This window comes from Faecalibacterium sp. DFI.5.82 (genome assembly GCF_029076575.1).
GTDB classification, from domain to species: Bacteria; Bacillota; Clostridia; order Oscillospirales; family Ruminococcaceae; genus Faecalibacterium; species Faecalibacterium duncaniae.
Genome location: NZ_JARFIS010000002.1, coordinates 313,153 through 337,725, shown reverse-complemented (window position 1 = coordinate 337,725; position 24,573 = coordinate 313,153). Strand labels below are relative to the sequence as shown.

22 protein-coding genes are annotated in these 24,573 nt (G+C 58.2%); 16 read left to right on the top strand and 6 right to left on the bottom strand.

The genetic code is table 11. From position 1 onward, the window contains the following. Positions 1 to 165 precede the first annotated feature (165 nt). The 5 genes from P0G09_RS05145 (at position 166) to P0G09_RS05125 (ending at position 4,973) form a co-directional block, all read left to right on the top strand. Positions 166 to 1,389, top strand: a complete 1,224-nt coding sequence (locus P0G09_RS05145) for an ABC transporter substrate-binding protein (RefSeq protein WP_275252122.1) — start codon at positions 166 to 168, stop codon at positions 1,387 to 1,389. 128 nt (positions 1,390 to 1,517) lie between these two features. Then, entirely contained in the window at positions 1,518 to 2,396 is an 879-nt protein-coding gene (locus tag P0G09_RS05140) for a branched-chain amino acid ABC transporter permease (RefSeq protein WP_005931363.1), read from the top strand. Positions 2,397 to 2,409: 13 nt separating this feature from the next. Further along, complete coding sequence (locus P0G09_RS05135; RefSeq protein ID WP_005931359.1) at positions 2,410 to 3,423, top strand: branched-chain amino acid ABC transporter permease; 1,014 nt, start codon at positions 2,410 to 2,412, stop codon at positions 3,421 to 3,423. Further along, a complete protein-coding gene (locus P0G09_RS05130) occupies positions 3,416 to 4,255 on the top strand; it encodes an ABC transporter ATP-binding protein (protein WP_097770421.1) in 840 nt (279 codons plus the stop codon). The genes P0G09_RS05135 and P0G09_RS05130 overlap by 8 nt, the downstream gene beginning before the upstream one ends. 16 nt (positions 4,256 to 4,271) lie before the next feature. Beyond that, positions 4,272 to 4,973 (top strand): ABC transporter ATP-binding protein, encoded by a 702-nt coding sequence (locus tag P0G09_RS05125; RefSeq protein WP_035393866.1) that lies wholly within the window; start codon positions 4,272 to 4,274, stop codon positions 4,971 to 4,973. 92 nt (positions 4,974 to 5,065) lie between these two features. On the opposite strand, the gene P0G09_RS05120 is transcribed toward P0G09_RS05125, so the two are convergent. The 5 genes from P0G09_RS05120 to P0G09_RS05100 form a co-directional block, all read right to left on the bottom strand. Next, positions 5,066 to 8,335 carry an FtsX-like permease family protein gene (locus P0G09_RS05120; protein ID WP_275252121.1) on the bottom strand — a complete coding sequence of 1,090 codons (3,270 nt, stop codon included), beginning with the start codon at positions 8,333 to 8,335 and terminating at the stop codon, positions 5,066 to 5,068. 5 nt (positions 8,336 to 8,340) lie between these two features. Beyond that, on the bottom strand, positions 8,341 to 9,045 hold the full coding sequence (locus P0G09_RS05115) for an ABC transporter ATP-binding protein (RefSeq protein ID WP_005931348.1): 705 nt from the start codon (positions 9,043 to 9,045) through the stop codon (positions 8,341 to 8,343). Positions 9,046 to 9,142: 97 nt separating this feature from the next. Continuing rightward, positions 9,143 to 9,727 (bottom strand): uridine kinase, encoded by a 585-nt coding sequence (locus P0G09_RS05110; RefSeq protein ID WP_275252120.1) that lies wholly within the window; start codon positions 9,725 to 9,727, stop codon positions 9,143 to 9,145. 35 nt (positions 9,728 to 9,762) lie between these two features. Further along, positions 9,763 to 10,284 carry a GNAT family N-acetyltransferase gene (locus P0G09_RS05105; RefSeq protein ID WP_275252119.1) on the bottom strand — a complete coding sequence of 174 codons (522 nt, stop codon included), beginning with the start codon at positions 10,282 to 10,284 and terminating at the stop codon, positions 9,763 to 9,765. Next, positions 10,281 to 10,850 carry a hypothetical protein gene (locus P0G09_RS05100; protein ID WP_275252118.1) on the bottom strand — a complete coding sequence of 190 codons (570 nt, stop codon included), beginning with the start codon at positions 10,848 to 10,850 and terminating at the stop codon, positions 10,281 to 10,283. The genes P0G09_RS05105 and P0G09_RS05100 overlap by 4 nt, the downstream gene beginning before the upstream one ends. Positions 10,851 to 11,575: 725 nt before the next feature. On the opposite strand from P0G09_RS05100, the gene P0G09_RS05095 reads away from it, so the two are divergent. The 8 genes from P0G09_RS05095 (at position 11,576) to P0G09_RS05060 (ending at position 19,413) form a co-directional block, all read left to right on the top strand. Further along, entirely contained in the window at positions 11,576 to 12,154 is a 579-nt protein-coding gene (locus P0G09_RS05095; protein WP_275252117.1) for a DUF3793 family protein, read from the top strand. 403 nt (positions 12,155 to 12,557) lie between these two features. Further along, positions 12,558 to 12,773 carry a FeoA family protein gene (locus P0G09_RS05090; protein ID WP_005931323.1) on the top strand — a complete coding sequence of 72 codons (216 nt, stop codon included), beginning with the start codon at positions 12,558 to 12,560 and terminating at the stop codon, positions 12,771 to 12,773. Positions 12,774 to 12,852: 79 nt separating this feature from the next. Further along, positions 12,853 to 13,074 carry a FeoA family protein gene (locus P0G09_RS05085; protein WP_005931321.1) on the top strand — a complete coding sequence of 74 codons (222 nt, stop codon included), beginning with the start codon at positions 12,853 to 12,855 and terminating at the stop codon, positions 13,072 to 13,074. 25 nt (positions 13,075 to 13,099) lie between these two features. Beyond that, entirely contained in the window at positions 13,100 to 15,289 is a 2,190-nt protein-coding gene (feoB, locus tag P0G09_RS05080; protein WP_275252116.1) for a ferrous iron transport protein B, read from the top strand. Between the two features lie 34 nt (positions 15,290 to 15,323). Continuing rightward, positions 15,324 to 15,494, top strand: a complete 171-nt coding sequence (locus P0G09_RS05075) for a FeoB-associated Cys-rich membrane protein (protein WP_005931317.1) — start codon at positions 15,324 to 15,326, stop codon at positions 15,492 to 15,494. 123 nt (positions 15,495 to 15,617) lie between these two features. Continuing rightward, positions 15,618 to 16,016: a MarR family transcriptional regulator gene (locus tag P0G09_RS05070; RefSeq protein WP_005931315.1), complete on the top strand. Its 399-nt coding sequence runs from the start codon at positions 15,618 to 15,620 to the stop codon at positions 16,014 to 16,016. After that, on the top strand, positions 16,013 to 17,746 hold the full coding sequence (locus tag P0G09_RS05065; RefSeq protein WP_275252115.1) for an ATP-binding cassette domain-containing protein: 1,734 nt from the start codon (positions 16,013 to 16,015) through the stop codon (positions 17,744 to 17,746). Before P0G09_RS05070 ends, P0G09_RS05065 begins: the two co-directional genes overlap by 4 nt. Beyond that, positions 17,743 to 19,413: an ABC transporter ATP-binding protein gene (locus P0G09_RS05060; protein WP_275252114.1), complete on the top strand. Its 1,671-nt coding sequence runs from the start codon at positions 17,743 to 17,745 to the stop codon at positions 19,411 to 19,413. Before P0G09_RS05065 ends, P0G09_RS05060 begins: the two co-directional genes overlap by 4 nt. A gap of 70 nt (positions 19,414 to 19,483) precedes the next feature. Here P0G09_RS05060 and P0G09_RS05055 read toward each other — a convergent pair whose 3' ends face one another. Beyond that, complete coding sequence (locus tag P0G09_RS05055; RefSeq protein ID WP_275252113.1) at positions 19,484 to 20,329, bottom strand: DegV family protein; 846 nt, start codon at positions 20,327 to 20,329, stop codon at positions 19,484 to 19,486. 326 nt (positions 20,330 to 20,655) lie between these two features. On the opposite strand from P0G09_RS05055, the gene murC reads away from it, so the two are divergent. The 3 genes from murC to P0G09_RS05040 all read left to right on the top strand — a co-directional run bounded on the left by murC (position 20,656) and on the right by P0G09_RS05040 (position 24,314). Further along, the gene (gene murC / locus P0G09_RS05050; protein ID WP_035393696.1) at positions 20,656 to 22,035 is read left to right on the top strand and encodes a UDP-N-acetylmuramate--L-alanine ligase; all 1,380 of its coding nucleotides are present in this window, start codon (positions 20,656 to 20,658) and stop codon (positions 22,033 to 22,035) included. A gap of 225 nt (positions 22,036 to 22,260) precedes the next feature. Further along, positions 22,261 to 23,058 carry a zinc dependent phospholipase C family protein gene (locus P0G09_RS05045; protein WP_005931300.1) on the top strand — a complete coding sequence of 266 codons (798 nt, stop codon included), beginning with the start codon at positions 22,261 to 22,263 and terminating at the stop codon, positions 23,056 to 23,058. A gap of 5 nt (positions 23,059 to 23,063) precedes the next feature. Next, on the top strand, positions 23,064 to 24,314 hold the full coding sequence (locus P0G09_RS05040) for an MFS transporter (RefSeq protein ID WP_275252112.1): 1,251 nt from the start codon (positions 23,064 to 23,066) through the stop codon (positions 24,312 to 24,314). Positions 24,315 to 24,573 lie beyond the last annotated feature (259 nt).

Here is a 24,573-nt window from a genome sequence, read left to right as displayed (position 1 = left end):
TAAAATGCCGGAAAATGCCCGGAAAAGTATGGACGGTTTGTGAATTGCACAACCCGCCCGGCGAGACTATAATGAATACACACACAAAGCAGGGCGGCTTTGAGGGAAGCGCCCTGCTTTGTGCATCTATCATACGAAAAACTTCCAACAGGAGGATATTGTATTATGAAAAAGATGATCTCTCGCCGCAACTTTCTGACCGCTGCCGGTGTCGTGGCTGCTACCGGTGTCCTGACCGCCTGCGGCGGCTCCTCTTCCAGCACTGCCGCTTCTTCCACTGCCGCATCCGCTGCAGGTTCTGCCGCTGCTTCCGGTGACACCATCAAGATCGGCGTGATGGGCCCCCTGACCGGCAACGTTTCCGTTTACGGCCAGGCCGTTGTCAACGGCGCTTCCCTGTACCTGAAGCAGGTCAACGCCAACGGCGGAATCAATGGCAAGCAGATCGAGATCCTGACCGAGGATGAGCAGGGTGATGCTACGCAGGCTGTCAACTGCTTCACCAAGATGGTGGACGAGGGCATCACCGCTCTGGTGGGCGATGTCACCACCACCCCCACTCTGGCAGTTGCTGCTGAGAGCGCAGATTACAACATGCCCATGGTCACTGCTTCCGCTACCGCTGAGGCCGTTACTTACGATGCCGAGACCGACACCGTGAACGAGAATGTCTTCCGTGCCACCTTCACCGACCCGTTCCAGGGCATCAAGATGGCTGATTACGCTTACCAGAAGCTGGGCTACACCAAGGCAGCTGTCATCTTCAAGAAGGGCGCTGACTACAACGAGGGTCTGGCTGAGAACTTTGTCAACGAGTTCGAGAGCCTGGGCGGCACCATTGTCGATCAGGAGAGCTACTCCGATGGCGACGTGGACTTCAAGACCCAGCTGACCAGCATCATGGGCAAGGGCCCCGAGACTGTGTTCTGCCCCAACTACTACGAGGAGGTGGGCCAGATCCTGTCTCAGGCTGAGAGCGTCGGCCTGAATGTTCCCTTCCTGGGCGGCGACGGCTGGGATGGCCTGGAGGGCTATGCCACTGCCGATCAGCTGAAGGACAGCTACTTCTGCGCAAACTACGCAAAGGGCTCCAGCCCCGAGTTCGAGGATGCCTATAAGGCCGAGTACGGCGAGGATTACCCCAACGGCTTTGCTCCTCTGGGCTACGATGCCGCCAAGACCGTGGTCTACGGCGTGCAGGCTGCTGAGGATGCCGGCCTGGAGGCCGGTACCGATGAGTACAAGCAGGCTGTCAACGATGCCATTGCCTCCGGCACCATCGAGGGCATCACCGGAACCTTTACCTTTGATGAGCACCACGATCCCGTCAAGAAGACTGCGATCCTGACCTACGTGGACGGCAAGCCCGAACTGAAGGAAATGTTCTGATCCCGCTTCTGCGCTGCACACCGGTGTGCGGCCTGAATGTCGGAACCAGAGAATGATGTACCCTTGCGGAGGCCGCCGGAACAGGTTGTCTCCGCTTTTTTGGTAGAAAGAAAGGAAGTGTCCATCCAATGACAGTGTTCTTTAGTCAGCTGATCAACGGCTTGTCCCTTGGCAGCATCTATGCACTGATCGCACTGGGTTACAGCATGGTGTACGGCATCATCCTGCTGCTGAACTTTGCCCACGGCGATGTCATCATGGTGGGTGCATACATGTCCTGGTTCGTTATGAACCAGCTGGGCCTTGGCCCGGTGACGGCTGTGTGCGCCACCATTATTACCTGCACTCTGCTGGGCGTGGTGATCGAAAAGGTCGCCTACACCCCGTTGCGCAACGCGCCCCGCATCTCCCTGCTGATCACAGCCATTGGTGTCTCCTTCTTCCTGGAGTACACCGCTGAGCTGGTGATGGGTTCCGGCGCAAAGGTCATCCCTTCCTACTACGGCAACAAGACCTTTATGATCGGCAGTGTGCCCCTGGGCCTGACCTCCGTGATCACGCTGGTGGTCACCGTGCTGTCCATGCTGGTGCTGACCTTTCTGGTGCAGAAGACCAAGCTGGGCAAGGCCATGCGCGCTGTCTCTGAGGATATGGACGCTGCCCGCCTGATGGGCATCAATGTCAACAGCACCATCTCCTTTACCTTTGCGGTGGGCTCCGCGCTGGCCGGTATCGGCTCGGTGCTGTACTGCTGCTCCTACCCGCAGGCTACCCCCACCATGGGCTCCATGCTGGGCCTGAAAGCCTTTGTTGCCGCCGTTCTGGGCGGCATCGGCTCCATTCCGGGCGCAATGATCGGCGGCATTGCCATCGGACTGTGCGAGTGCTTTGTCTCCGCCATCGGTCTTTCCGCCTGGAAGGATGCCGTTACGTTTGCCATCCTGATCATCGTGCTGCTGTTCAAGCCCACCGGCTTCCTCGGCCGCAAGGTGCAGGAAAAGGTGTAAGGAGGGCAGGAAGATGAATAAGAACCGTAAAACGATCAAAATGCCCGTGCGCTACCTGATGAACGCGGTGCTGGTGGCTCTGCTGTTCGTGGCGCTTTCCTACCTGACCCGGAATATCCTGTCTACCTACCAGAACAAGGTGCTGATGACGGTGGGCATCAATATCATCCTGGCGGTCTCCCTGAACGTTGCCACCGGCTATCTGGGGCAGCTGCCGCTGGGTCATGCCGGTTTCATGGCTGTGGGTGCCTACACCTGCGCCCTGTTCACCAAGTTCTGCCCGCTGCCGGACGGTGTCTCCTTTGCCATCGGTCTGGTGCTGGCCTGCATCGTGGCTGGTCTGTTCGGTGTGCTCATCGGCATCCCGGCCCTGCGTCTGACCGGCGACTATCTGGCCATCTTGACGCTGGGCTTTGGTGAGATCATCCGCATCACCCTGAACAACATCGATGATGTGCTGGGCTTTAAGCTGTTCTATGGCTCCAAGGGCCTGAAGAACATCCCCAAGTACTCCAACTTCACCAACGTGTTCCTCTGCGTGGTCATCACCTGCTTCCTGATCCACGCTATGATGAAGAGCCGCCACGGCCGTGCTGTGCTGGCCATCCGCGACAATGAGATCGCCGCCGAGAGCTGCGGCATCCAGACCACCTACTACAAGGTCATGGCCTTTGCCTTCTCCGCTGCCTTTGCGGGTCTGGCAGGCGGCCTGTATGCCTGCTATATCGGCGTGCTGAACCCCTCCACCTTCGGCTTTATGAAGTCCATTGAGATCTTGGTCATGGTGGTTCTGGGCGGCATGGGCTCTATGCTGGGCTCCATCCTCTCTGCAACGGTCCTGACCATCCTGCCTGAGGCGACCCGCAGCTTCGACAGCTACCGCATGGTCATCTACTCGCTGGTGCTGATCCTGATGATGATCTTCCGCCCGGGCGGACTGCTGGGCAGCTACGATTTCTCCATGAGCCGCCTTGTGGAGCGTGTCCTGTTTGGCAAGAAAAAGAAGGAGGGTGCAGACCATGAGTGAGTTCCAGACCAGACTGAACAGTGTCCCCTCCGGCGGCTTCCTGACGGACCGCGATAAGGACAAAAAGCCCATTCTGGATGTCCGTGAGCTGGGCATCGATTTTGGCGGCCTGACCGCCGTGGATGGCTTTAACCTGATGATCGGCCGCAACGAGATCACCGGCCTGATCGGCCCCAACGGTGCCGGTAAGACCACGGTGTTCAACCTGCTGACCAATGTTTACCAGCCCACCCGCGGCTCCATCCTGATCGATGGAATGCCCACGGCGGGCAAAAAGACCTATCAGGTCAACCGGATGGGCGTGGCCCGTACCTTCCAGAACATCCGTCTGTTCAAGGAGATGAGCGTCATCGACAACATCAAGGTAGGCCTGCATGAGTCCATGAAGTACGATCTTGCTTCTTCGCTGATCCGCCTGCCCAACTACTGGAAAGAGGAAAAGCACTGCACCGAGCGTGCCTTTGAGCTGCTGGACATTTTCCACATGGCAGATATGGCCTATACGCAGGCCGGCAGCCTGCCCTATGGCGCACAGCGCCGTTTGGAGATCATGCGCGCGCTGGCCACCAGCCCCAAGCTGCTGCTGCTGGATGAGCCTGCCGCTGGTATGAACCCCTCGGAAACCGCTGAGCTGACCGAGACCATCCGCCGCATCCGCGATGAGTTCAACATCGCCGTGCTGCTGATCGAGCATGACATGAGCTTGGTCATGGGCATCTGCGAGGGCATCGCGGTGCTGAATTTCGGCCGCATCATCGCCAAGGGCACCCCGGATGAGATCCGCAACAATCCCCAGGTCATCGAGGCCTACCTGGGCAAGAAGGAGGGCTGAACCGATGGCAGAAACGATGCTGAAAGTTGATAACATCAACGTTTATTACGGCAACATCCACGCTGTCAAGGATGTTTCGTTTGAGGTGAACGAGGGCGAGATCGTGACCCTGATCGGTGCCAACGGTGCCGGTAAGTCCACCACCCTGAAAACCATCTCCGGCCTGCTCCACCCCAAAACAGGCGATATCCTGTACAAGGGCAAGAGCATCAAGGGTGTGCGCGCCCATAAGATCGTGGAGGCCGGTCTGGCACAGGTGCCGGAGGGCCGCCATGTGTTCCTGCACATGACCGTGGAGGAAAACCTGGATATGGGTGCCTACACCCAGCCCGCTTCCACCATTGCGGCCAACAAGGAAAAGGTGTTCACCCTCTTCCCCCGCCTGAAGGAGCGCCGCAGGCAGCTGGCCGGTACCATGTCCGGCGGCGAGCAGCAGATGCTGGCCATGGGCCGTGCCCTGATGAGCAACGCCTCCATGCTGATGCTGGACGAGCCCTCCATGGGCCTTTCTCCGCTGCTGGTGCAGGAGATCTTTGATATCATCCGCGATATCCACAAGGAAGGTATGACCATCCTGCTGGTGGAGCAGAACGCACAGATGGCCCTTTCCGTGGCCGACCGCGCCTATGTCCTTGAGACAGGCCACGTGGTCATGGATGGCACCGGTGCAGAGCTGCTGACCAATGAGCGCGTCCGCAACGCTTATCTGGGCGGCTGAGACTGCAGCTGGATAGAACGCAAAAACAATACGCCCGCCGGGCGGTACGAGAAGTACCACACCCGGCGGGCGTTGTTCTGTCTGTAAGGGAATTATTCCGGCGCTTTCATGCTTTCCACCATGCTGATCTGGCGGACATGGCGGCGCATGAGCAGGCAGACGGCAAAGTTGAAGAGCATGGTGAGCGCCACGCTGAACACAAAGCTGCGGGGGGCAATGGAACGGATGAACATCATCTGGTCCATTTCCACAGTGCGGATGATGAACTGGTGCAGGGGAATGCCCACCACCAGACCCACCAGGGAGCCGATGAGAGAGAGCAGGTCGATCTCCCGGAAGATGTAGCGGTAGACCTCCTTGTCATAGAAGCCCAGCACTTTGATGGTGGCAAGCTCCTTTTTGCGCTCGCCCAGGTTGACGCTGATGAGGTTGTAGAGCACCACGGCGGCCAATGCGGCAGCGCAGACGATGACCAGCATGACCACATAGTTCAGGCAGCCGATCAGGCCATCGAACATCTGGGTGGTGTCCTCGATGAAGGAGACGGAGCTGACATAGTTGCAGGCCAGAATGGCGGAGGAGAGGGAGGCGCGGGCTGCATCGGTGGGGCAGTCGGTCTGGCCGTAAACGGCGTTCCAGGCGGGCAGAGCACCGCCGTTCAGCGTTTTGAGCTGCGCCTGCGAGAGGTACAGCCGGGTAAAGACATAGTTCTCGGTGATGCCGGTCAGGGTCAGGGACCTGCGCCCGCCGTCGGTGGTCTCCACCTCAAAGCTGTCGCCCACCGAAAGCCCCAGCTTTTCGGCGGTCTTTTCGGTCAGGATGACGCTGGAATCGTCAAAGGCAATAGCCTTGTGGCCCTGCCGGGTGCGGAAGGTGAAGTATTCGGTCATCTGGCTTTCGTCTGCGGCGGCAACCAGACTGACGGTCTCCTTTTCACCCTCGGCGTTGTAAAGGGTGACGCTCTTGGTGTAATAGCGGCCCCAGCTGGTGATCCCGCTGCTGGAATCCAGCAGGTCGGCCAGACCGTTCTCCATGGTCAGCGCCTTTTCGTCGCTCAGGGAGATGGTCAGGTCGGCGTGGGTCAGTTCGGTGGTCTGCTTGGTCAGCATGGGCAGCAGGGAATCCTGGATGCCGAAGCCGATGAGGAGCAGGGCTGTGCAGCCCGCCACGCCCAGAACGGTCATAAAGAAGCGCTTTTTATAGCGGAACAGATTGCGGGCGGTGGTTTTCTGGGAGAAGCTCATCCGCTTCCACAACGGGGTGAGATATTCAAGGAGGATGCGCTTGCCCGCTGCAGGCGCACGGGGCAGCAGCAGGGCGGCGGATTTTTCCTTGAGGCTGGCGCGGCAGGCCTGCAGGGTGGCAAGGCCGATGACCGCCGCGCTGAGGGCCATGCTGCCCAGTGCCAGACCCGGGTAGAAGTGCAGGGTAAAGGTGGGGAGGGAGAACATCATGGTGCGGTAGGCGTACCAGAAGATGGTGGGGAACACCACAAAGCCCACGGCAATGCCCACAATGCTGCCCAGAACGCTGGCGGCAATGCCATAGAGTAAGTACTTGCCTGCAATACTGGTGTTGGAGTAGCCCAGCGCCTTGAGGGTGCCCATCTGCAGGCGGTTCTCGTCTACCATGCGGGTCATGGTGGTGGAAGCCACCAGCGCCGCCACCAGGAAGAAGAACACCGGGAACACCCGGGCAATGGCAGCCATCCGGTCAGCGTACTGTTCCAGCGTGACAGGGCTCAGGGTGCTGCCGCGGTCCAATACATACCACTCGCCGTTCTGGATGTCCGCGATCTTCTCTTCCGCATCGTTGATCTGCTGCTGGCCTTCGGTGAGCTTCTGCTCCGCATCGGCCTTCTGAGTCTCGTATTCGGTGCGGGAAGCGTCCAGCTGCTCCTGCCCGGACTGGTACTGTGCCCAGCCCTCGTCCAGCTGGGCGCGGGCGGCCTCAAACTGGGTGTAGGCGGTGGCAGTACCGGTGCTCAGCTGGAGCTGGCCCTGCAGCAGCTGTACCTTCATTTTGCGCAGGGCGGCTTTGGCTTCGGTGACAAGGTCCGTGTTGGAGAGGTTGGGCGAGGAGATGAGCCCTTTGGCATACATCTGCTGCTTGCCGGCATCCAGCTGGGCCTGATAACCGTCCAGCTGGCCCTTGATGTTATCGTAGGCTGCCTGTGCCTTGGCAAGCGCGTCCCGCAGCTCGGTGTATTCCTCGTCCTCGGGCTCGGCCTCATCCAGCGCCTTTTGGGCATTGTTCAGAGCGGTCTCGGCATAGCCCAGCAGGGGATCAGCCACCTGTTTCAGGTTGACCAGCAGCTGGATCTGCTGAAGCTGATCCTCAAATTCCAATACCTGATCTTCGCTGCTCACCAGTGTGGCGGCACCGCTCTGCATGGTATCGGGCAGGGCGGCCTTCTGGGCGGCAAGCTCGGCTTCGCCTGCGTCCAGCTGGGTCTTGGCGGCATCCAGCTCCCGCTGCGCGTCGGTCAGCTTCTGCTCGGCTTGTGCAAACTGGCGCTCGGCTTCGGCCTTCTGCTCGCTGTAGGTCTGTTTGGCATCGTCCAGCTGGGTGGTGGCATCCTCGATAAGCTGGGCCCGGCGGGCCACACAGTGCTCCTTGCTGATGGCATCCAGCCGGTCAGCCACAGTATCCACAGCGGTCTGGTATGCATCACTGTAATTATCATACTGTGCGGCATCTGCTACTTTGAGATAACAGACGGTATAATAATCTGCGGTCAATTCACCGTCCTGCACGAACACAAGAGCATCCAGGATGCCGTCGCCGACGGTGCTGGTCTCCTGGGTGGCAGAAAAATATTGGGGGTCCTGCACCTGGCCCACCACGGTATATTCGGTGCGGCGGATGTCATCGGTATCCTCGGGCAGGGTGACCACGGTGCCCAGCGGGACAGGGTCAGCGTGGCCCAGCACCTGCACCACACACTCGTTGGCGGTTTCGGGCATCCGGCCCTCCAGCAGGGTCAGGCGGTTCATATTGGCCTCGGTATCCGCAGCCGGGTCGGCGGGAAGCTGCTGCACCCGCAGCACGGCTCCGTCGGTAGAGCTTGACCAGCGGCCCTCGGTGTCCAGATACTTCACGGGCATCACGGCGCTCACGCCCTCCGTGGCGGCAATGGCGGAGAGATCTGATTCCGAAAGGCCCAGCGTGGAGAGCACCCGCAAATCGAACACATTTTGCTGGACATAGTACTTCTGCCCGGCGGTGCGCATACTGGGGGCAAAGCTGACCAGACCCGTCAGCATCATCACGCCCAGCGCCACGATGCCAAACAGGGAAAGGAACCGGTTCAGGTTGCTCCGGAAGTCACGCCGGATATTTTTACGATAGCTTTTCTGCATAGCGGTCACCACTCGATCTGTTCCACCGGCACCGGGTGTTCGTTGACCTTGTTGGACAGGATCTGTCCGCTCTTGACCTGGATGATCCGGTCCGCCATGGCCGTCAGGGCCGTGTTGTGGGTAATGACGATGACGGTGCGCCCTGTTTCGCGGCAGGTGCGCTGGAGCAGGGCCAGCACCTGCTTGCCGGTCTTGTAGTCCAGCGCACCGGTGGGCTCATCGCAGAGCAGGAGCTTGGGGTTCTTGGCCAGCGCCCGGGCAATGGAGACACGCTGCTGCTCGCCGCCCGAAAGCTGGGCAGGGAAGTTGTTGAGCCGCTCGCCCAGACCCACGCTTTCCAGCGTGGCGGCTGGGTCCAGCGGATCACGGCAGATCTCGCTGGCCAGCTCCACATTTTCCAGTGCAGTCAGATTCTGCACCAGATTGTAGAACTGGAACACGAAGCCTACGTCGTACCGGCGGTAGGTGGTGAGCTCTTTTTCGGAAAAGTGGCTCACATCCTGCCCATCCAGCCAGACATGGCCCTCGTCGCAGGTGTCCATGCCGCCCAGAATGTTCAACAGGGTGGTCTTGCCTGCACCAGAGGGACCCACAATGATGCAAAACTCGCCTTTGTCTACATAAAAATTCAGGTGATCGGCCGCCGCAATGCGGACACTGCCGGTCTGATAATATTTGGAAACATCCTCAAACTGCACAAAATGTTCCATATGCTGCTCCTTGCCTTGAAAAAATTATTGTTCCATCCTAACTATAACATATTTTGCACCAGGTTTGCAGGGGCAGAGCGCTGGAATTTGCAAAAAGTTAACAGGTCGTATCAAGGATAAAGTCAACGGTCTGCTCGATCTGGAATTTTGCGAAATACCCCTCTTCCAGCGGGATCCACCGGGCGGTGAAGCCGGAATAGCGTTCTCCCTCCCGCGCCAGCAGGCGGCGGGCCTGCTCTTCCTTGGAGCAGGTGACGAAAACCTTCAGATCATAACAGTCCGCAAGGGTGGGGTGGCAGCTGTAACTGCCCTCCACGATGACCAGTGGTTGGGGCACAAAGCATTGTTCCGGCAGGTAGGCACCCGCCCGGCAGGAGTAGGCACGGTAGGGGATTGCCTGCCCGGCCCGGGCGGGGGTGAGCACCTGGGTACGCAGACGCTCCAAGTCCATGTTGGCGCAAGGGATCTGCTCCCAGTTTGCCACACGGCTGGCTGGGGGAAGATAGAAGTCATCGGTATGCACCGTGATGCTCTGGGGGAACTGCTGTGCCAGCTGTGCCGCCAGCGTGGTTTTGCCGCTGCCGCACCGGCCGTCCAGCGCCACCAGCACCGGGTGATCGGGATGGGCAGAGAGCAAAGTGGAGAGTTTTTCCACGAGAGGGGAAAGGGTGGTTGAAAGCATAGGGAACACATCCTTGACAAATCGTTAAAAATTGACTATAACTGCTTTTTGAATGTCAGACTTTTGTATTCGGTCTGAGAGCCGCTTCGGCGGAAGGTTCCATTCTCAGTGGGCGTGAAACCTAGTGCACGCATCACGCCGCAGGAACCGGCATTTTCGGCGGCAACATCGGCCAGAACGGTTTTTATACCGTTCCGTGCACCGAACTGCACCAGAGCGTTTACCATTTCTTTGGCATAACCCTTGTGCCAGCAGGTAGGGTGGATGCAGTAACCGATATCCCAGCAGTTGCCGCCATCCTTGACCACAGCACAGCAGGTACCAATGGGCTGGTGGGTGACTTTGTCCTCTGCAATGACATAATAGCAGTCGGTGCTGTCGCTCAGGTTGCGGAGCAATTCCATATATTCGTTCAGGTCATCGATATCGTCCAGCACCGGGTCGGACAAATATTTTCCGGTGATGGGGTCACCCCAGATGCAGAGTGCAAACCCGGCATCCCGAGCTTCCTGCGGGCGCAGGCGAAGCCGGGCGGTTTCAAAAGGTGTGAAAGTCATAGTGTTTCCTCCAAAGGTGATATACAAGAAATACTTTTGTCGATTTGCGAAAATATGAGATCGTATGCGTGGGCAGGGAGAGGATGGCGAGGCATCCAAAAATCAAACAGTGCTTTTAACTCTTTAGAATCTCCATAGAGCTGTTTGACTTGTTCGTAAGCAAATGTATTGGCATCGACTTCGTGCGGCTGACCAAGATATAGGTTGGTAAAATAATCTTCATTGCCATCCAATTTGCAGGAGATGTAATGGCCATTTACAAGCTTATAGCATGTACCATCATAGCCAATGACATATTGAAGGCTTCGGTGTATTTCGGAACCGAAGTGTTCCGGACAGAGATACTGCGATGCGTGACGCAGTTCGTGAAACAGAAAAAATGCTTTCTCATAGTCAGGTTTGGCGTTCAGATGCTCTGCATTGATGAACACAGTTTTGCTTGCAGGGTCAAATGTTCCGCAAGCGGTCTCATAATCAGAGGGCATATCAAAGGATAAGTGCAGATCAAGGAAGCGTTCTTTACAATAATTATCAAAGAAGTGCTTGTAATCAAAGATTGATGGCATAGGTTTATATCCAGCCTTTCCTTGACAAAATAAAGGAAATTGACTATACTACAAATAGAAAAGGCGCTGGCCGCAAACGACTAGCCCCTTGCCATATTAGTCAAGAAAAATGACCGCTCTGGGTTGGGGAACTTCGAGGCGGTCATTTTTTCTTGCGTTTTTTATCGCTTGTGGCGATTTTCCATGTGATTTGCAACAACGACGACCGCCGCCAGCGGCGGATCGAGGGAGAAGTTGTTGGGGCAGCGGCCAGCAGGACGCGAGTGCATTTGCACGAAGCGAACGCTGGGAGCCGCAACCCGGGTTCCATAAAGAAAAGCCCCTTTCCGCCCTTAGGCATCCGGGGAGCGGGCAACTCTTCAAGAAACCAGCCATTCCCGGCACCTAGGTACCGGCAAGTGGGTTGCCGCCTGCGTTTTGGACACAGCGCCTTCGCCGCCTTTGCGGGCGGCTGACTATACTATACCATGAATTTCGACACGCCGCAACACGCGCAAAAAGTTTGATGCAGAAAACTTGTCAAAACCACTTGACACCACCCCAGAGCTGTGGTAAGATAATGCCACGTTAGAAACAACTAACCACAAAGCGGTCAGCAAACAAATGGTCTGAGCCGCATTCTTTTAGAGTTTGAGGTTAGAAATATCTAACTGCAACGCCTGCATAGAATGCGGCGCGGCGGGGAACGCTGTTCCTGAAGAAAACGAGAGCGGAGGAAAGCAGCCATGGAGCGTAATTTTGAGACCGTGATGATCGAACAGTGCGCACCTGTGCTGGCAAGACTGAAGCCTGCCGGGCTGTTCCGCTATGAGACCCGGGACTGTGCCGACTTAGCTGCCCGGGTGCACCGCTGGAATGACCAGCTGGGGGAGAAGGGGCTGAAGGTCCGGGTCCTCAAGGGCTGTGCTCAAACCCACCGGTATCTCATTTATGTTTACCGCGAGAGCCGCCTGCGTCAGGTGTTGGCCGATGAGGCGGTGCGGGAGTTCCTGCAGCGCGAGGGCTATGCCCTGCCGGAAGATGCTTCCGATTGTGACGGTATGCTGCGGCAGCTGTCCCGGCGGCTGTGCTGCGAGGCCGATTTCCCCCATGAAATCGGCGTGTTTCTTGGTTATCCGCTCACCGATGTGGTGGGCTTTATCGAAAATCAGGGCCGCAACTTCACCTGCTGCGGCTGCTGGAAGGCTTACGGCGACCCTGATGCCGCCGCACGTCATTTTGCCCAGTTGAACAAGTGCACCAGAGTGTATCTGCGCCTGTTCCATGAGGGTACCCCCATTTTCCGCCTTGCTGTGGCGGCTTGACAAGTCATTCTCTACCAATACTCTCTTTTTATCCTGGCACCCACCGGAACAAACCACGCTCCGGCGGGAAGAAATCCTCCTTTTGACACGCGGCCGTCCGTTGCAGCCTTGACTACTGCATCGGGCGGCTGTGTCATTTCATGGATAGAAAAATGACGGTAAAATGTAAACAATGGCTAACTTTTACTCAGGAATTTGAGTTAGTTGTTGTTGATTGTGATAAAAAAACTGGGATATTTGGGCAGAAAAACTGTTTGTTCATATAAACTAACTTTTAATGATGAAAAAACTGTTGACAACAAAGGTTAGTAAGCGTAAACTATCTATGCTGATAGTTCCGACTGACTAACCCCTCCGGTGCATCAGCAGCCCACAAACAGTATGAAAAAGGGAGTGGAATGTTATGATGCCTCTGACAATGGCGAAGGCGGGCGAGACCGTCACCATCAAGAAGATCACCGGCAAAGATGAAGTCCGCCTGCATCTGGCAGAGCTTGGTTTTGTGGTGGACAGCGAAGTGACCGTGGTCAACGAGATCGCAGGCAACCTGATCGTACAGGTCAAGGAAAGCCGCCTGGCACTCGACAGGACGATGGCAAATCGCATTATGATCGGCTGAACAGCGCAGCACGCTGTTTGGGACCTGCTCCGACACTGGAATGGTCTCTGAATAAAGACAAGTAGAGGAGGAAATTTGCATGAAAACTCTGAAGGACGTGAAGGTCGGCGAGACCTGCACCGTGGCACGCCTGCATGGCGAAGGCCCGGTCAAGCGCCGCATCATGGACATGGGCATCACCAAGGGTGTTGAGATCTATGTCCGTAAGGTGGCACCTCTGGGCGACCCTATGGAGCTGACCGTGCGCAACTACGAACTGAGTGTGCGCAAGGCCGACGCTGAAATGATCGAAGTGGTTTGATTCCAAAGAGAGGAAAGGACACGCAATGAGTATTAAAATTGCACTGGCCGGTAACCCGAACTGCGGCAAGACTACCCTGTTCAATAACCTGACCGGCTCCAACCAGTACGTTGGCAACTGGCCCGGCGTTACCGTGGAAAAGAAGGAAGGCAAGCTGAAGGGCGATAAGGATGTCATCATCCAGGACCTGCCCGGTATCTACTCCCTGTCTCCCTACACGCTGGAGGAGGTCGTCTCCCGTACTTACCTGGTCAAGGAGAAGCCCGATGCCATCCTGAACATCATCGATGGCACCAACATTGAGCGCAACCTCTACCTGACCACTCAGCTGATCGAGCTGGGCATCCCCGTTGTTATGGCGGTCAACATGATCGATCTGGTCCGCAAGAACGGCGATAAGATCGACCTGAAGAAGCTGAGCAGCGAGCTGGGCTGCCAGGCAGTTGAGATCAGCGCACTGAAGGGCGAGGGCACCGAGGCTGCTGCCAAGGCTGCGGTTGCCGCTGCCCAGAAGCAGAAGGCCGGTGAGCTGCCCCACGTCTTTACCGGCAGTGTGGAGCACGCCATCGCACACATCGAGGAGTCCATCCAGGGCAAGGTCGATGACCGCTTCCTGCGCTGGTATGCGGTCAAGCTGTTCGAGCGGGATGAGAAGGTCGTGGAAGAGCTGAAGCTCGACAAGGCTCTGGCTGACCACATTGATGAGCACATCAAAGACTGCGAGAAGGAGATGGACGATGATGCGGAGAGCATCATCACCAACCAGCGCTACTCCTACATCAACGGTGTCGTTGACAAGGCCGTCAAGAAAAAGGCCCGTGTGGAGCACCTGACTGCTTCTGACAAGATCGACCAGATCGTGACCAACCGTATCCTGGCTCTGCCCATCTTCGCGCTGGTCATGTTCCTGATGTACTCCCTGTCCATGGGCACCTCCATTGCAGATGGCGGCTGGGCTATCGGCACCTTTGCGACCGACTGGACCAACGATGTCCTGTTTGGTGAGATCGTGCCGGGCGCGCTGGGCGGCTTCCTGGAGAGCATCGGTGTGGCAGGCTGGCTGTACGGCCTGATCATGGACGGTATCGTGGCCGGTGTCGGCGCGGTGCTGGGCTTCGTTCCCCAGATGCTGGTTCTGTTCTTCCTGCTGTCCATCCTGGAGGATGTGGGCTATATGTCCCGTGTCGCCTTCATCATGGACCGTATCTTCCGCCGTTTCGGCCTGTCTGGTAAGAGCTTCATCCCCGTGCTGGTCGGTACCGGCTGCGGCGTGCCCGGTGTTATGGCTTCCCGTACCATCGAGAACGAGCGTGACCGCCGTATGACCATTATGACCACCTGCTTCATCCCCTGCGGCGCTAAGATGCCCATCATCGGCCTGATCGCAGGTGCAATGTTCGGTGGTTCCTCTCTGGTTGCTGTTTCCGCTTACTTCATCGGCATGGCTGCCATCATTTGCTCCGGTGTTATTCTGAAGAAGACCAAGCTCTTCGCTGGCGACCCCGCACCCTTCGTTATGGAGCTGCCCGCTTACCATGTGCCTGCATGGGGCAACGTTTTCCGTGCCACCTGGGAGCGCGGCTGGTCCTTTATCAAGCGCGCCGGTTCCGTCATTCTGGCAGCTACCGTTGTGCTGTGGTTCCTGCAGGGCTTCGGTTTCGAGAATGGTGCCTTCGGCATGGTCGAGGATCAGGACAACTCCGTCCTGGCCGCTATCGCTACCAAGATCGCCTGGATCTTCGCTCCTCTGGGCTTCGGCAACTGGCGTGCAACTGTCGCTTCCGTCTCCGGCCTGATCGCAAAGGAGAACGTGGTTGGTACCTTCGGTGTTCTGTATCACTTCGGCGGCGAGCTGTCTGAGAACGGTGATGAGATCTGGGCAGCAGTTGCGCAGGATTACACCGCTCTGTCCGCTTACGCATTTATGATCTTCAACCTGCTGTGCGCTCCCTGCTTCGCTGCTATGGGCGCGATCAAGCGTGAGATGAACAACGGCAAGTGGACTGCCATCGCCATCGGTTATATGTGCGCTCTGGCTTACTGCGCGGCTCTGGTCGTGTACCAGATCGGTGGTCTGATCACCGGTGAGGTTGGCTTCAACTTCTTCACCATCGTGGCAATCGTGATTTTTGCCGCATTCCTGTACCTGATGTTCCGCCCCAACAAGTACGTTGGCGACAACGAGGTCAAGATCGACGTTTCCAAGATCAAGTAAAATCATCTGTCCAGTTTGAAAGGGTGTGTTCTGTATGATGGAATTCCTGGCCACGAACTTTAATCTGCCTACCATTATTGTAGGTGCTATCGTGTTTGGCGGTGTGGGCTGGGCCACATGGCACTCCCACAAGCATGGCGGCTGTGGGGGCTGCGGCGAAGGCGGCTGCAATGGCAATTGCGGCGGCTGCAGCGGCTGCCACTGATCGGTAAAAACCGCTGGGCGCGGGTCGAACATCCAATCGGCCCGCGCCCTTTTTTAGAATGAAAAAAGTTAGCTTTGGATAACACTGGAAGCAGCTTACATTATTATAGAAGAGAGTGATACTATGGAACTGACAGCAGCCCATCTGCGGTATCTCCTGGCCATCTATGAGGTCTCCCAGACGCATCTGGATATCTGCTCCCGCAGCATTGCCGAAAAGCTGAACGTGACTAAGCCCAGCGTGGTGCGCATTATGAACCTGCTGATGGATCGGGGAATGATCGTGAAGGAACACTATGGCAAGATCTATCTGACCGATCGGGGCATCTTTGTGGCAAAGGCGGTCAGGGCTCAACTGGAAACGGTGCTGACGCATTTTCCGCCCGTGCGCATCGACATGACCGAGGAGGAACGCTATAATGCCGCTTTGGCCCTGACTTCGGCCCTGCCCGAACGGGCTTTTACCGGCGAATATGACCGTCTGTTCGGCCCGGATGAATCTGAAAAGGAGAACGCTTCGTGATCAACAAAAAACTGCTTTCCTTCGATCGGAAGGCTCTGCGCTATGTGGGGCTGAACGTGCTGTTCCAGTGGCTGGGGATGCTGTGCAATGTGGTGCTGGTGATGACGGTATCCCGCCTCATCGGCGGCGTGTTTGCGGGCAGCCTGACCGGCAATGCCCTCTGGCAGGGGATGCTGCTCTGCCTGCTGACTGTGCCGGTGCGCTATGGCCTTACCCTCTGCGCCTCCGATATGAGCGACCGGGCTTCCAAGGATGTCAAGCGCACCCTGCGCAGCAGCATCTATGCAAAGCTCACCCGGCTGGGGGCCGGTTACAGCGAGACGGTGGCCACCAGTGAAGCCGTGATGCTGGCCAGCGAGGGTGTGGAGCAGATCGACACCTACTTTGCAAAGTATCTGCCCCAGCTGTTTTACAGCCTGCTGGCCCCGGTGACCCTGTTTGTGCTGCTGGTGGGCGTGCACGCGCGCTCGGCCATCCTTCTGCTGTGCTGTGTGCCGCTCATCCCCCTGTCCATTGTGGCGGTGCAGAAGTTTGCCAAGAAGCTGCTGGCGAACTACTGGGGCGAGTACACCACCCTGGGCGACAGCTTTCTGGAGAATATCCAGGGCCTGACCACCCTGAAGATCTATCAGGCGGACGGCTGGAAGCACGAGGAGATGAATGCCCAGGCCGAGCGGTTCCGCAAGATCACGATGAAGGTGCTGACCATGCAGCTGAACAGCGTGACCCTGATGGACCTGATGGCCTACGGCGGTGCGGGTCTTGGCATCATCAGCGCGGCATCGGCCTTTGCCAAGGGCCAGCTCAGCCTGACCAGCGCCCTGACCATCCTCCTGCTGGCGGCGGATTTCTTCCTGCCCCTGCGCCTGCTGGGCAGCTACTTCCACATTGCCATGAATGGCGCGGCTTCGGCTGAGAAGATCTTCAGGCTGCTCTCTGCCCAGGAGCCTGAAGATGGCGAAAAGACTGCCGACCCGGCCGACAGCACCCTTGCGCTGGAGCATGTCACTTTTGGTTACGAGAAGGAGCGCACCATCCTGCACGATGTGTCCCTGACCATCCCGCAGGGCAGTTTTGTCTCGCTGGTGGGCGAAAGCGGCTGCGGCAAGAGCACCATAGCGGCCATCCTGTCCGGTGCCCGCACCGCGACCGAGGGAGAGGTCACGCTGGGCGGCATCCCGGTCAGCGAATGGAAGCAGGCCGACCGCCTGCGCCTGCTGACACTGGTGCCCCACAATGCGGCCATCTTCAAGGGCACGGTGGAAGCCAATCTCCGGATGGCCCGGCCCGATGCAGCCGAAGCCGAACTCTGGGCGGCGCTGGAGCAGGTGAACCTTGCAGACTTCTGCCGCAGCCAGAGCGGCCTTGCAACGGCGCTCCACGAGGGCGGCTCCAACCTGTCAGGCGGGCAGCGCCAGCGCCTTGCCATGGCCCGTGCCCTGCTGCATGATTCGCCCATCTATGTGTTCGACGAGGCGACCTCCAATGTGGATGCCGAGAGCGAGAACGATATCATGAAAGCCATCCACAGCCTGGCGGGAAAGAAAACAGTGATCCTGATCTCCCACCGTCTGGCCAATGTGGTGGACAGCGACTGCATCTATGTGCTGGAGGCAGGCCGCATCGCCGAGCAGGGAACGCACAACGACCTGCTGGCGGCACAGGGGGTGTACAGCCGCCTGTACAACGCCCAGAAACAGCTGGAAGACCTTGGGGAGGTGAGCGCATGAACAACACAAAACACCGCAGTCCGTTTGCCATTGCCGCACGGCTGATCGTGCTGGTCCGGCCCATGCTGCCCATCATGCTGGCAGCCATTGCCATGGGTGTCATCGGCCACTTCTGCGCCACCTTTATCACGGTCTTCGGCGGCTTTGCCCTGCTCACGGCGGCAGGCCTGCCCAGCCCGCTGGCAGGCGTGGGCACGGCCTTTGTCTGCATCCTTGTCTTTGCCCTGCTGCGCGGCGTGCTGCGCTACGCAGAGCAGGCCTCCAACCACTATATCGCCTTCAAGCTGCTGGCCCTCATCCGGGATAAGGTGTTCAGCGCGCTCCGCCGCCTGACCCCCGCCAAACTGGAGGGCCGTGACCGGGGCGACCTGATCTCCCTGATCACCGCCGACATCGAGCAGCTGGAGGTGTTCTATGCCCACACCATTTCGCCGGTCTGCATCGCGATCCTCTGTGTGACCGGCATGACCTGCTTTACGGCCAGTTATCATATTCTGCCCACACTGGTGCTGCTGGCAGGCTATCTGCTGGTGGGCATTGCTCTGCCGGTGTGGTCTGCCAGACGGGGCGACAAAGCCGCCCGCGAGTACCGGCAGGCCCTGGCCGACACCAACAGCTATCTGCTGGAAAGCCTGCGCGGTCTGCGGGATATCCTGCAGTACCAGAACACCGCCGCGCGTGCCGAGGGCATCACGGCCCACAGCGAGACGCTGGGGGAGAAGCAGAAGGCCATGAAGTACCGCGAGGGCGTGACCGTGGGTGCCGCCAACACCCTCATCGTGCTGACGGCACTGGCTGTGCTGGGGGTGAGCATCCGGCTGTATCAGAATGGCCAGCTGGGTGCGGAGGGGGTGCTGATCTGCACCCTGTCGGCCCTGAGCTCCTTTGGCCCGGTGGTGGCGCTGGCCAACCTCGGTGCCAGCCTGACCCAGGTGTTCGCCAGTGCCGACCGTGTCCTTGACCTGCTGGACGAGGACCCCGTGACTGCCGATGTGACCGACGGCGCGGATACCGTCTTTACCGGTGCACAGGCTGAGCATGTCAGCTTTGCCTACGCCAAGGAAGAGGTACTCCACGACCTGAGCCTGACCATCCCGGAAAAGAAGATCGTGGGTATCACGGGCCGCTCCGGCAGCGGCAAATCCACCTTTCTGCGGCTGCTCATGCGCTTCTGGGATGTGAGCAGCGGCACCATCCGGTTTGGTGAACGTGACATCCGCACCGTGAACACTGCCGCTCTGCGCGCCCAGGAAAGTCTTGTGACCCAGGAAACGGAGCTGTTTGACGATACCATTGAAAACAACATCCGGATCGCCCGGCGCGATGCCACCCGTGCCGAGGTGGAGGCTGCCTGCAGAAAGGCCGCGCTGGATGGCTTTATCAACAGCCTGCCCAAGGGATATGATACCACTGTGGGCGAGCTGGGCGGTGCACTCTCTGGTGGTGAGCGCCAGCGCATCGGTGTGGCCCGTGCCTTCCTGCACGATGCGCCTTTCCTCCTGCTGGACGAGCCTACCTCCAATCTGGACAGCCTGAACGAAGGGATCATCCTCAAGGCCGTGCGGGATGAGTGCAGGGAAAAGACTGTCCTGCTGGTCTCCCATCGCAGATCCACCATGGCCGTGGCCGACCTGAGCTTCTCGGTAGAGAGCGGACGGCTGAGCTGAGAAAACCGGATATCATGCAAAAAAGACGCGCTCTGTGATGAGCGCGTCTTTTTTGTGTGCAGGGAGAAATTTACTGCTTGCGTGCAAACACGATGCCGATGGTACCGGGGCCGGAATAGCCGCCGATGGTGGTGCCGATGTCGGTCTCGTAGACATTCTCAAAATTGCCGTACTGCCGCAGTCCGGCCTTGATGGCCTCCATGCAGCCGGGCTTTGCCTGAGTGGAAGAGATGAACACCATGCTGCGGTCGATGTCCTCCCGGTTCGCCAGCTGGTCGGTGATGTACTTGCCCACGCAGATGGGCAGACTGCCCCGGTACTTCCGCACGACTTTCAGTTCACCATCGATGACGGCCAGGCTGGGCTTGATGCCCAGAATGTTGGCCCCGAAGGCCAGCACGCCGGAGCAGCGGCCGCTTTTGGCCATGTAGTCCAGCTGGTTGAGCACAAAGCTCAACTCGACCCGCTTGGCAAGGCCCTGTAAGCGCATGGAAATGTTCTTGGGCGGCAGGTCGTCAGCGGCCCACTTGGCTGCCTGCAGGACGAGATAGCCCTGCCCGGTGCAGATATTCTCGCTGTCCACAACATAGACGTTGCCGAACTCCTGCGCCGCCAGCCGGGCGTTCTGGAAGCAGGAGGAGAATTTGGAGCCGACATTGATGTGGATGACGGCATCGTAGTCTCTGGCAAAGGGGGCGAGGAAGTCGGTGTACTCCACCAGATTGGGGGCGGCGGATTTGGGCATTTTGCCGCCGTTCTGGGCATGGGCGAATACATCGGCGGGGTGGATGGTAACGCCGTCCAGATAGCTTTCCTCCCCCATGAGGATGTGCATGGGGATCAGGCTGATGTTCCACTGCCGGAGCAGCGCTTCGGACAGATCGCAGGTGCTGTCCGCAGTGATCTTGATGTTCAAAATGAGATTCCTCTTTTCCAGCCGCGCGTCCGGCGGCAGCGTGATAGTTCAAAATTCGCAACTATCATACCACAAATACTTCAAAATTGTTAGCTATCAAGCCGATAAAAAATGTAAATCTTTTATGAAGTGTGCAAAAGGGGCGAAAATCCATGGGATATCTGTACAGTTGTAACAAAAATGTGCCGGAGTTTCTGGTTCTTTCCGAAAATTCGCTCGGAACTGTTTATTTTGTCGGCCAAAAATTATATAATAAGTAGTACCCAAGAATTAAGATGGATTCGGTCTGCCTTGCGGCCGTTTGTTTATTGGAGGTTTGCCTGCTTATGTTCGTTACTGATTATACCATGCATCTGCTGGATCATGTAAAAAAGATCCATTTCATCGGCTGCGGCGGCAGCGGTATGTATCCGCTGATCCAGATCCTCACTGCCAAGGGATATGATATCTCCGGCAGCGATGTGCTGGACGGCAGCATCATCCGCTCGGAGCGGGAGATGGGCGTGAAGGTCAGCCTGGGTCATGCTGCGGACAACGTGATCGGCTCTGACCTGGTGGTCTACTCTGCCGCCATTGCCAAGGACAACGTGGAGCTGAACGCTGCCGCTTCCTATGGCATCCCCACTGTGGAGCGCAGTGTTCTGCTGGGCTATGTGAGCCGCCTGTACAAGGACAGCATCTGCGTTTCCGGCACCCACGGCAAGACCACCACAACTTCCATGATCACCACCGCACTGGAGCTGGCAGGCCGTGATCCCTCTGCAGTCATCGGCGGCAAGCTGCCCCTCATCGGCGGCTACGGCAAGGCCGGCAAGGGTGATGATATCGTCATCGAGGCCTGCGAGTTCTCCGAGACCTTCCTCAAGCTGACCCCCTATATGTCCGTGGTGCTGAACATCGATAACGACCATCTGGACTATTACGGCAGCATGGGCGAGCTGAAGTTTGCCTTCAAGCGCTTTGCCCTGATGACCCATTTTATGATCTTTGCCAATGCGGACGACAAGAACACCATGGATGTCATGTACACCCTGGACCGCCGCGTGCGCACCTTTGCCATTGACAATGCGGCCGATTACCGTGCTGTCAACGTGCAGGAGTACAAGCCCGGCTTCTTTGAATTTGATCTGAAGGAGTGGGATACCAATGAGCTGGGCCACATCCGTCTGGCAGTGCCGGGCCGCCACAACATTTACAATGCACTGGCCATGTGTGCTGTCTGCCGCTCTGTGGGCCTGACCGTGGAGGAGTGCGCCAACGCTGCCCTGAATTTCAAGGGGGCAGGCCGCCGTTTTGAGGTCTACGGCGAGTGCAACGGCGCGGTGGTCGTGGACGACTACGCCCACCATCCCACCGAGATCCGCGCGACCCTGAACACCGCCAAGGAGCTGGGCTATAATCGTGTCATCGCAGTCCATCAGCCGTTTACATACAGCCGGACCAAGATGCTGTTCAACGACTTTGTGGATGTGTTCAAGATCCCTGATATCACGGTGATCACCCCCATCATGGGCAGCCGCGAGCCCAACGACCCCACCATTACCAGCGCAAAGCTGGCGGCGCAGATCCCCAACTCTGTGCTGGTGGACAGCCTGGAGGCTGCCGCTGACTGGGTCAAACAGAACGCCCGGGAGGGCGATCTGGTCATCACTCTGGGCTGCGGCGATATCTATAAGGCCAGCAAGATGATGGTGAAAAAAGACTGATCGTTTGGAATAGCTGAAAGCTGCCGGGTGTTTCACAGACCGAACCGGTCTGCAACACCACCCTGCGAAAGCGCCCTGCCGGGAGACCGGCGGGGCGTTTTTACGCTATGGGGTGGGCGTGATGAAAAATATCTCAAAAATTTTACACAAATCAGACCCGGAAGGGTGGCGGCGGGGGTGGGATTCTGCTATACTGATTCTGGTACGAAAAGGAGGAGAGAGGATATGCCATCTACATATGCACACCGCCGCTTTGGTGCGGATGTTCTGGTGCAGCTGCCCAGGGAGCTGCGGGAAAAGATCACCCCATACCGGCCGCTGTATGATATGGGCCTGCACGGGCCTGACCTGATGTTCTACTACCGGGCATTGCAGTCCAACCCCGTGAACCGGCTGGGCAACGCCATGCATGAGCAGCCGGGCCGGGTGTTCTTTACCCGGGCCCGGGGCGTGGTGAACACGGCCCGCAACAAGAATGCTGCGTTGGCCTATGCGCTGGGGTTCGTCTGCCACTTTGCACTGGACAGCACCTGCCACCCCTATGTGGAGCGCTACACCCGGGAAAGCGGTGTGAGCCACTGCGAGATCGAGACGGAGTTTGACAACCAGCTGATGCGGGAGGACGGGCTTGACCCGATGCACTTTTTCACGGCGGGGCATATCCGCCCCAACCGGGAGTTTGCAAAGATCATTGCGCCGTTCTACGAAAATGTCACGGCAGACGAGACCTACGGAGCCATGCGGGGCATGGTGCGGGTGCACCATCTGCTGCAGGCTACCAGCCCGGTCAAGCGCTGGGTGGTGTTGACGGCACTGAAAGCGGCAGGTACCTATGATGTCATGCACGGGCTGGTGGCGAACCTCCAGCCCAATCCCCGGTGCGAGGCCAGCGACAAAGAGCTGGAAGCGCTGTATCAGCAGGCTCTCCCGCTGGCAGTGCGGCTCATCACGGAATATGTGGAAGGGCTCTCCAACGGCGCACCGCTGGACAAGGCCTATGACCACACCTTCGGAGAATTTTGAGAGGAATGCAAATGAACGAAGCAAAGCAAAAATTTCGCCTGACCAGCCTGGAACGGGCGTGGATCTTATACGATGTGGGCAACTCGGCGTTTGTGCTGCTGGTGGCAACGCTGATCCCCATCTTCTTCAACGCACTGGCTGAGGGGGGCGGCCTGAGCTCGGTGGAGTATCTGGCCTACTGGGGCTATGCAGCCTCGGCGGTCACAGTCATTACGGCGGTGCTCAGCCCGATCCTTGGCACACTGGCCGATACCCGCAACTTCAAAAAGCCCATCTTCACCTTCTGCGTGGCAGTGGGTGTGATCGGCTGCTGCGCCATGGGGATGGCAAGCACCTGGCTGCCGTTCCTGCTCATCTTCATCTTTGCCAAGGTGGGCTTTTCGGGTAGTCTGGTGTTCTATGACTCCATGCTCAGCGATGTGACTGTGCCGGACCGGATGGATGAGGTTTCCTCCAAAGGCTATGCCTGGGGTTACATTGGCAGCTGTGTGCCCTTTGTGGTCTGTCTGGCGCTGGTGCTGGGGGCTGGGAGCATCGGCATCTCCCAGATGACGGCGCTGAACCTTACTCTCTTTATCACCGCTGCCTGGTGGCTGGTGACCACCCTGCCCCTGCTGCGCCAGTATAAGCAGGTGCACTTTGTGGAGGTGCAGGAACATGCCATCCGGCAGAGCTTTGCCCGCATCGGCCACACCCTCCGCCACCTGAAAGAGGACAGGCAGGTGTTCTGGTTCCTGCTGGCCTTTTTCTGCTACATCGATGGCGTATACACCATCATCGATATGGCCACGGCCTACGGCACGGCCCTGGGGCTGGACACCACCGGCCTGCTGCTGGCGCTGCTGGTCACCCAGATCGTGGCCTTCCCCTCGGCACTGGTGTTCGGGCGGCTGAGCGGGCAATACCCCTCGGGCACCCTCATCCCGGTCTGCATCGCAGCCTACGCGGGCATTGCGCTGTTTGCCTTTTTCCTGAAGCACCAGTGGCAGTTCTGGGTGCTGGCCGTTGTGGTGGGCATGTTCCAGGGCGGCATCCAGGCGCTGAGCCGGAGCCATTTTGCCAAGATCATCCCGCCGGAAAAATCGGGCGAGTACTTCGGTCTGTTCGATATCTGCGGCAAGGGCGCGTCCTTTCTGGGCACCATGATCGTCAGTGTGGGCAGCCAGCTGACCGGCAGCGCCAATGTGGGCGTGGGCAGCCTGATCGTGCTGTTCATTGTGGGATTCGTGCTGTTCCGGGTGTCGGATCAAAAGTAAAAACAACCCTCTCAGTCAAAGCCTTCGGCTTTGCCAGCTCCCCCGAAGGGGGAGCCTTTTTCATGTCCCCGGAAGCTGGCTCACCCTCTCCGTCAGCGCTGGCGCGCTGCCACCTCTCCCGAAGGGCGAGGCCTTGGCAGTGATTGCAAAGTCTGTGGTTTCGTCAGAAGCTCCCCCTTTGGGGGAGCTGGCGCGAAGCGCCTGAGAGGGTGAGGACGCTCACCTTTTTTGTTCGTTGCGTCTTACCGGAAGGCGTGGT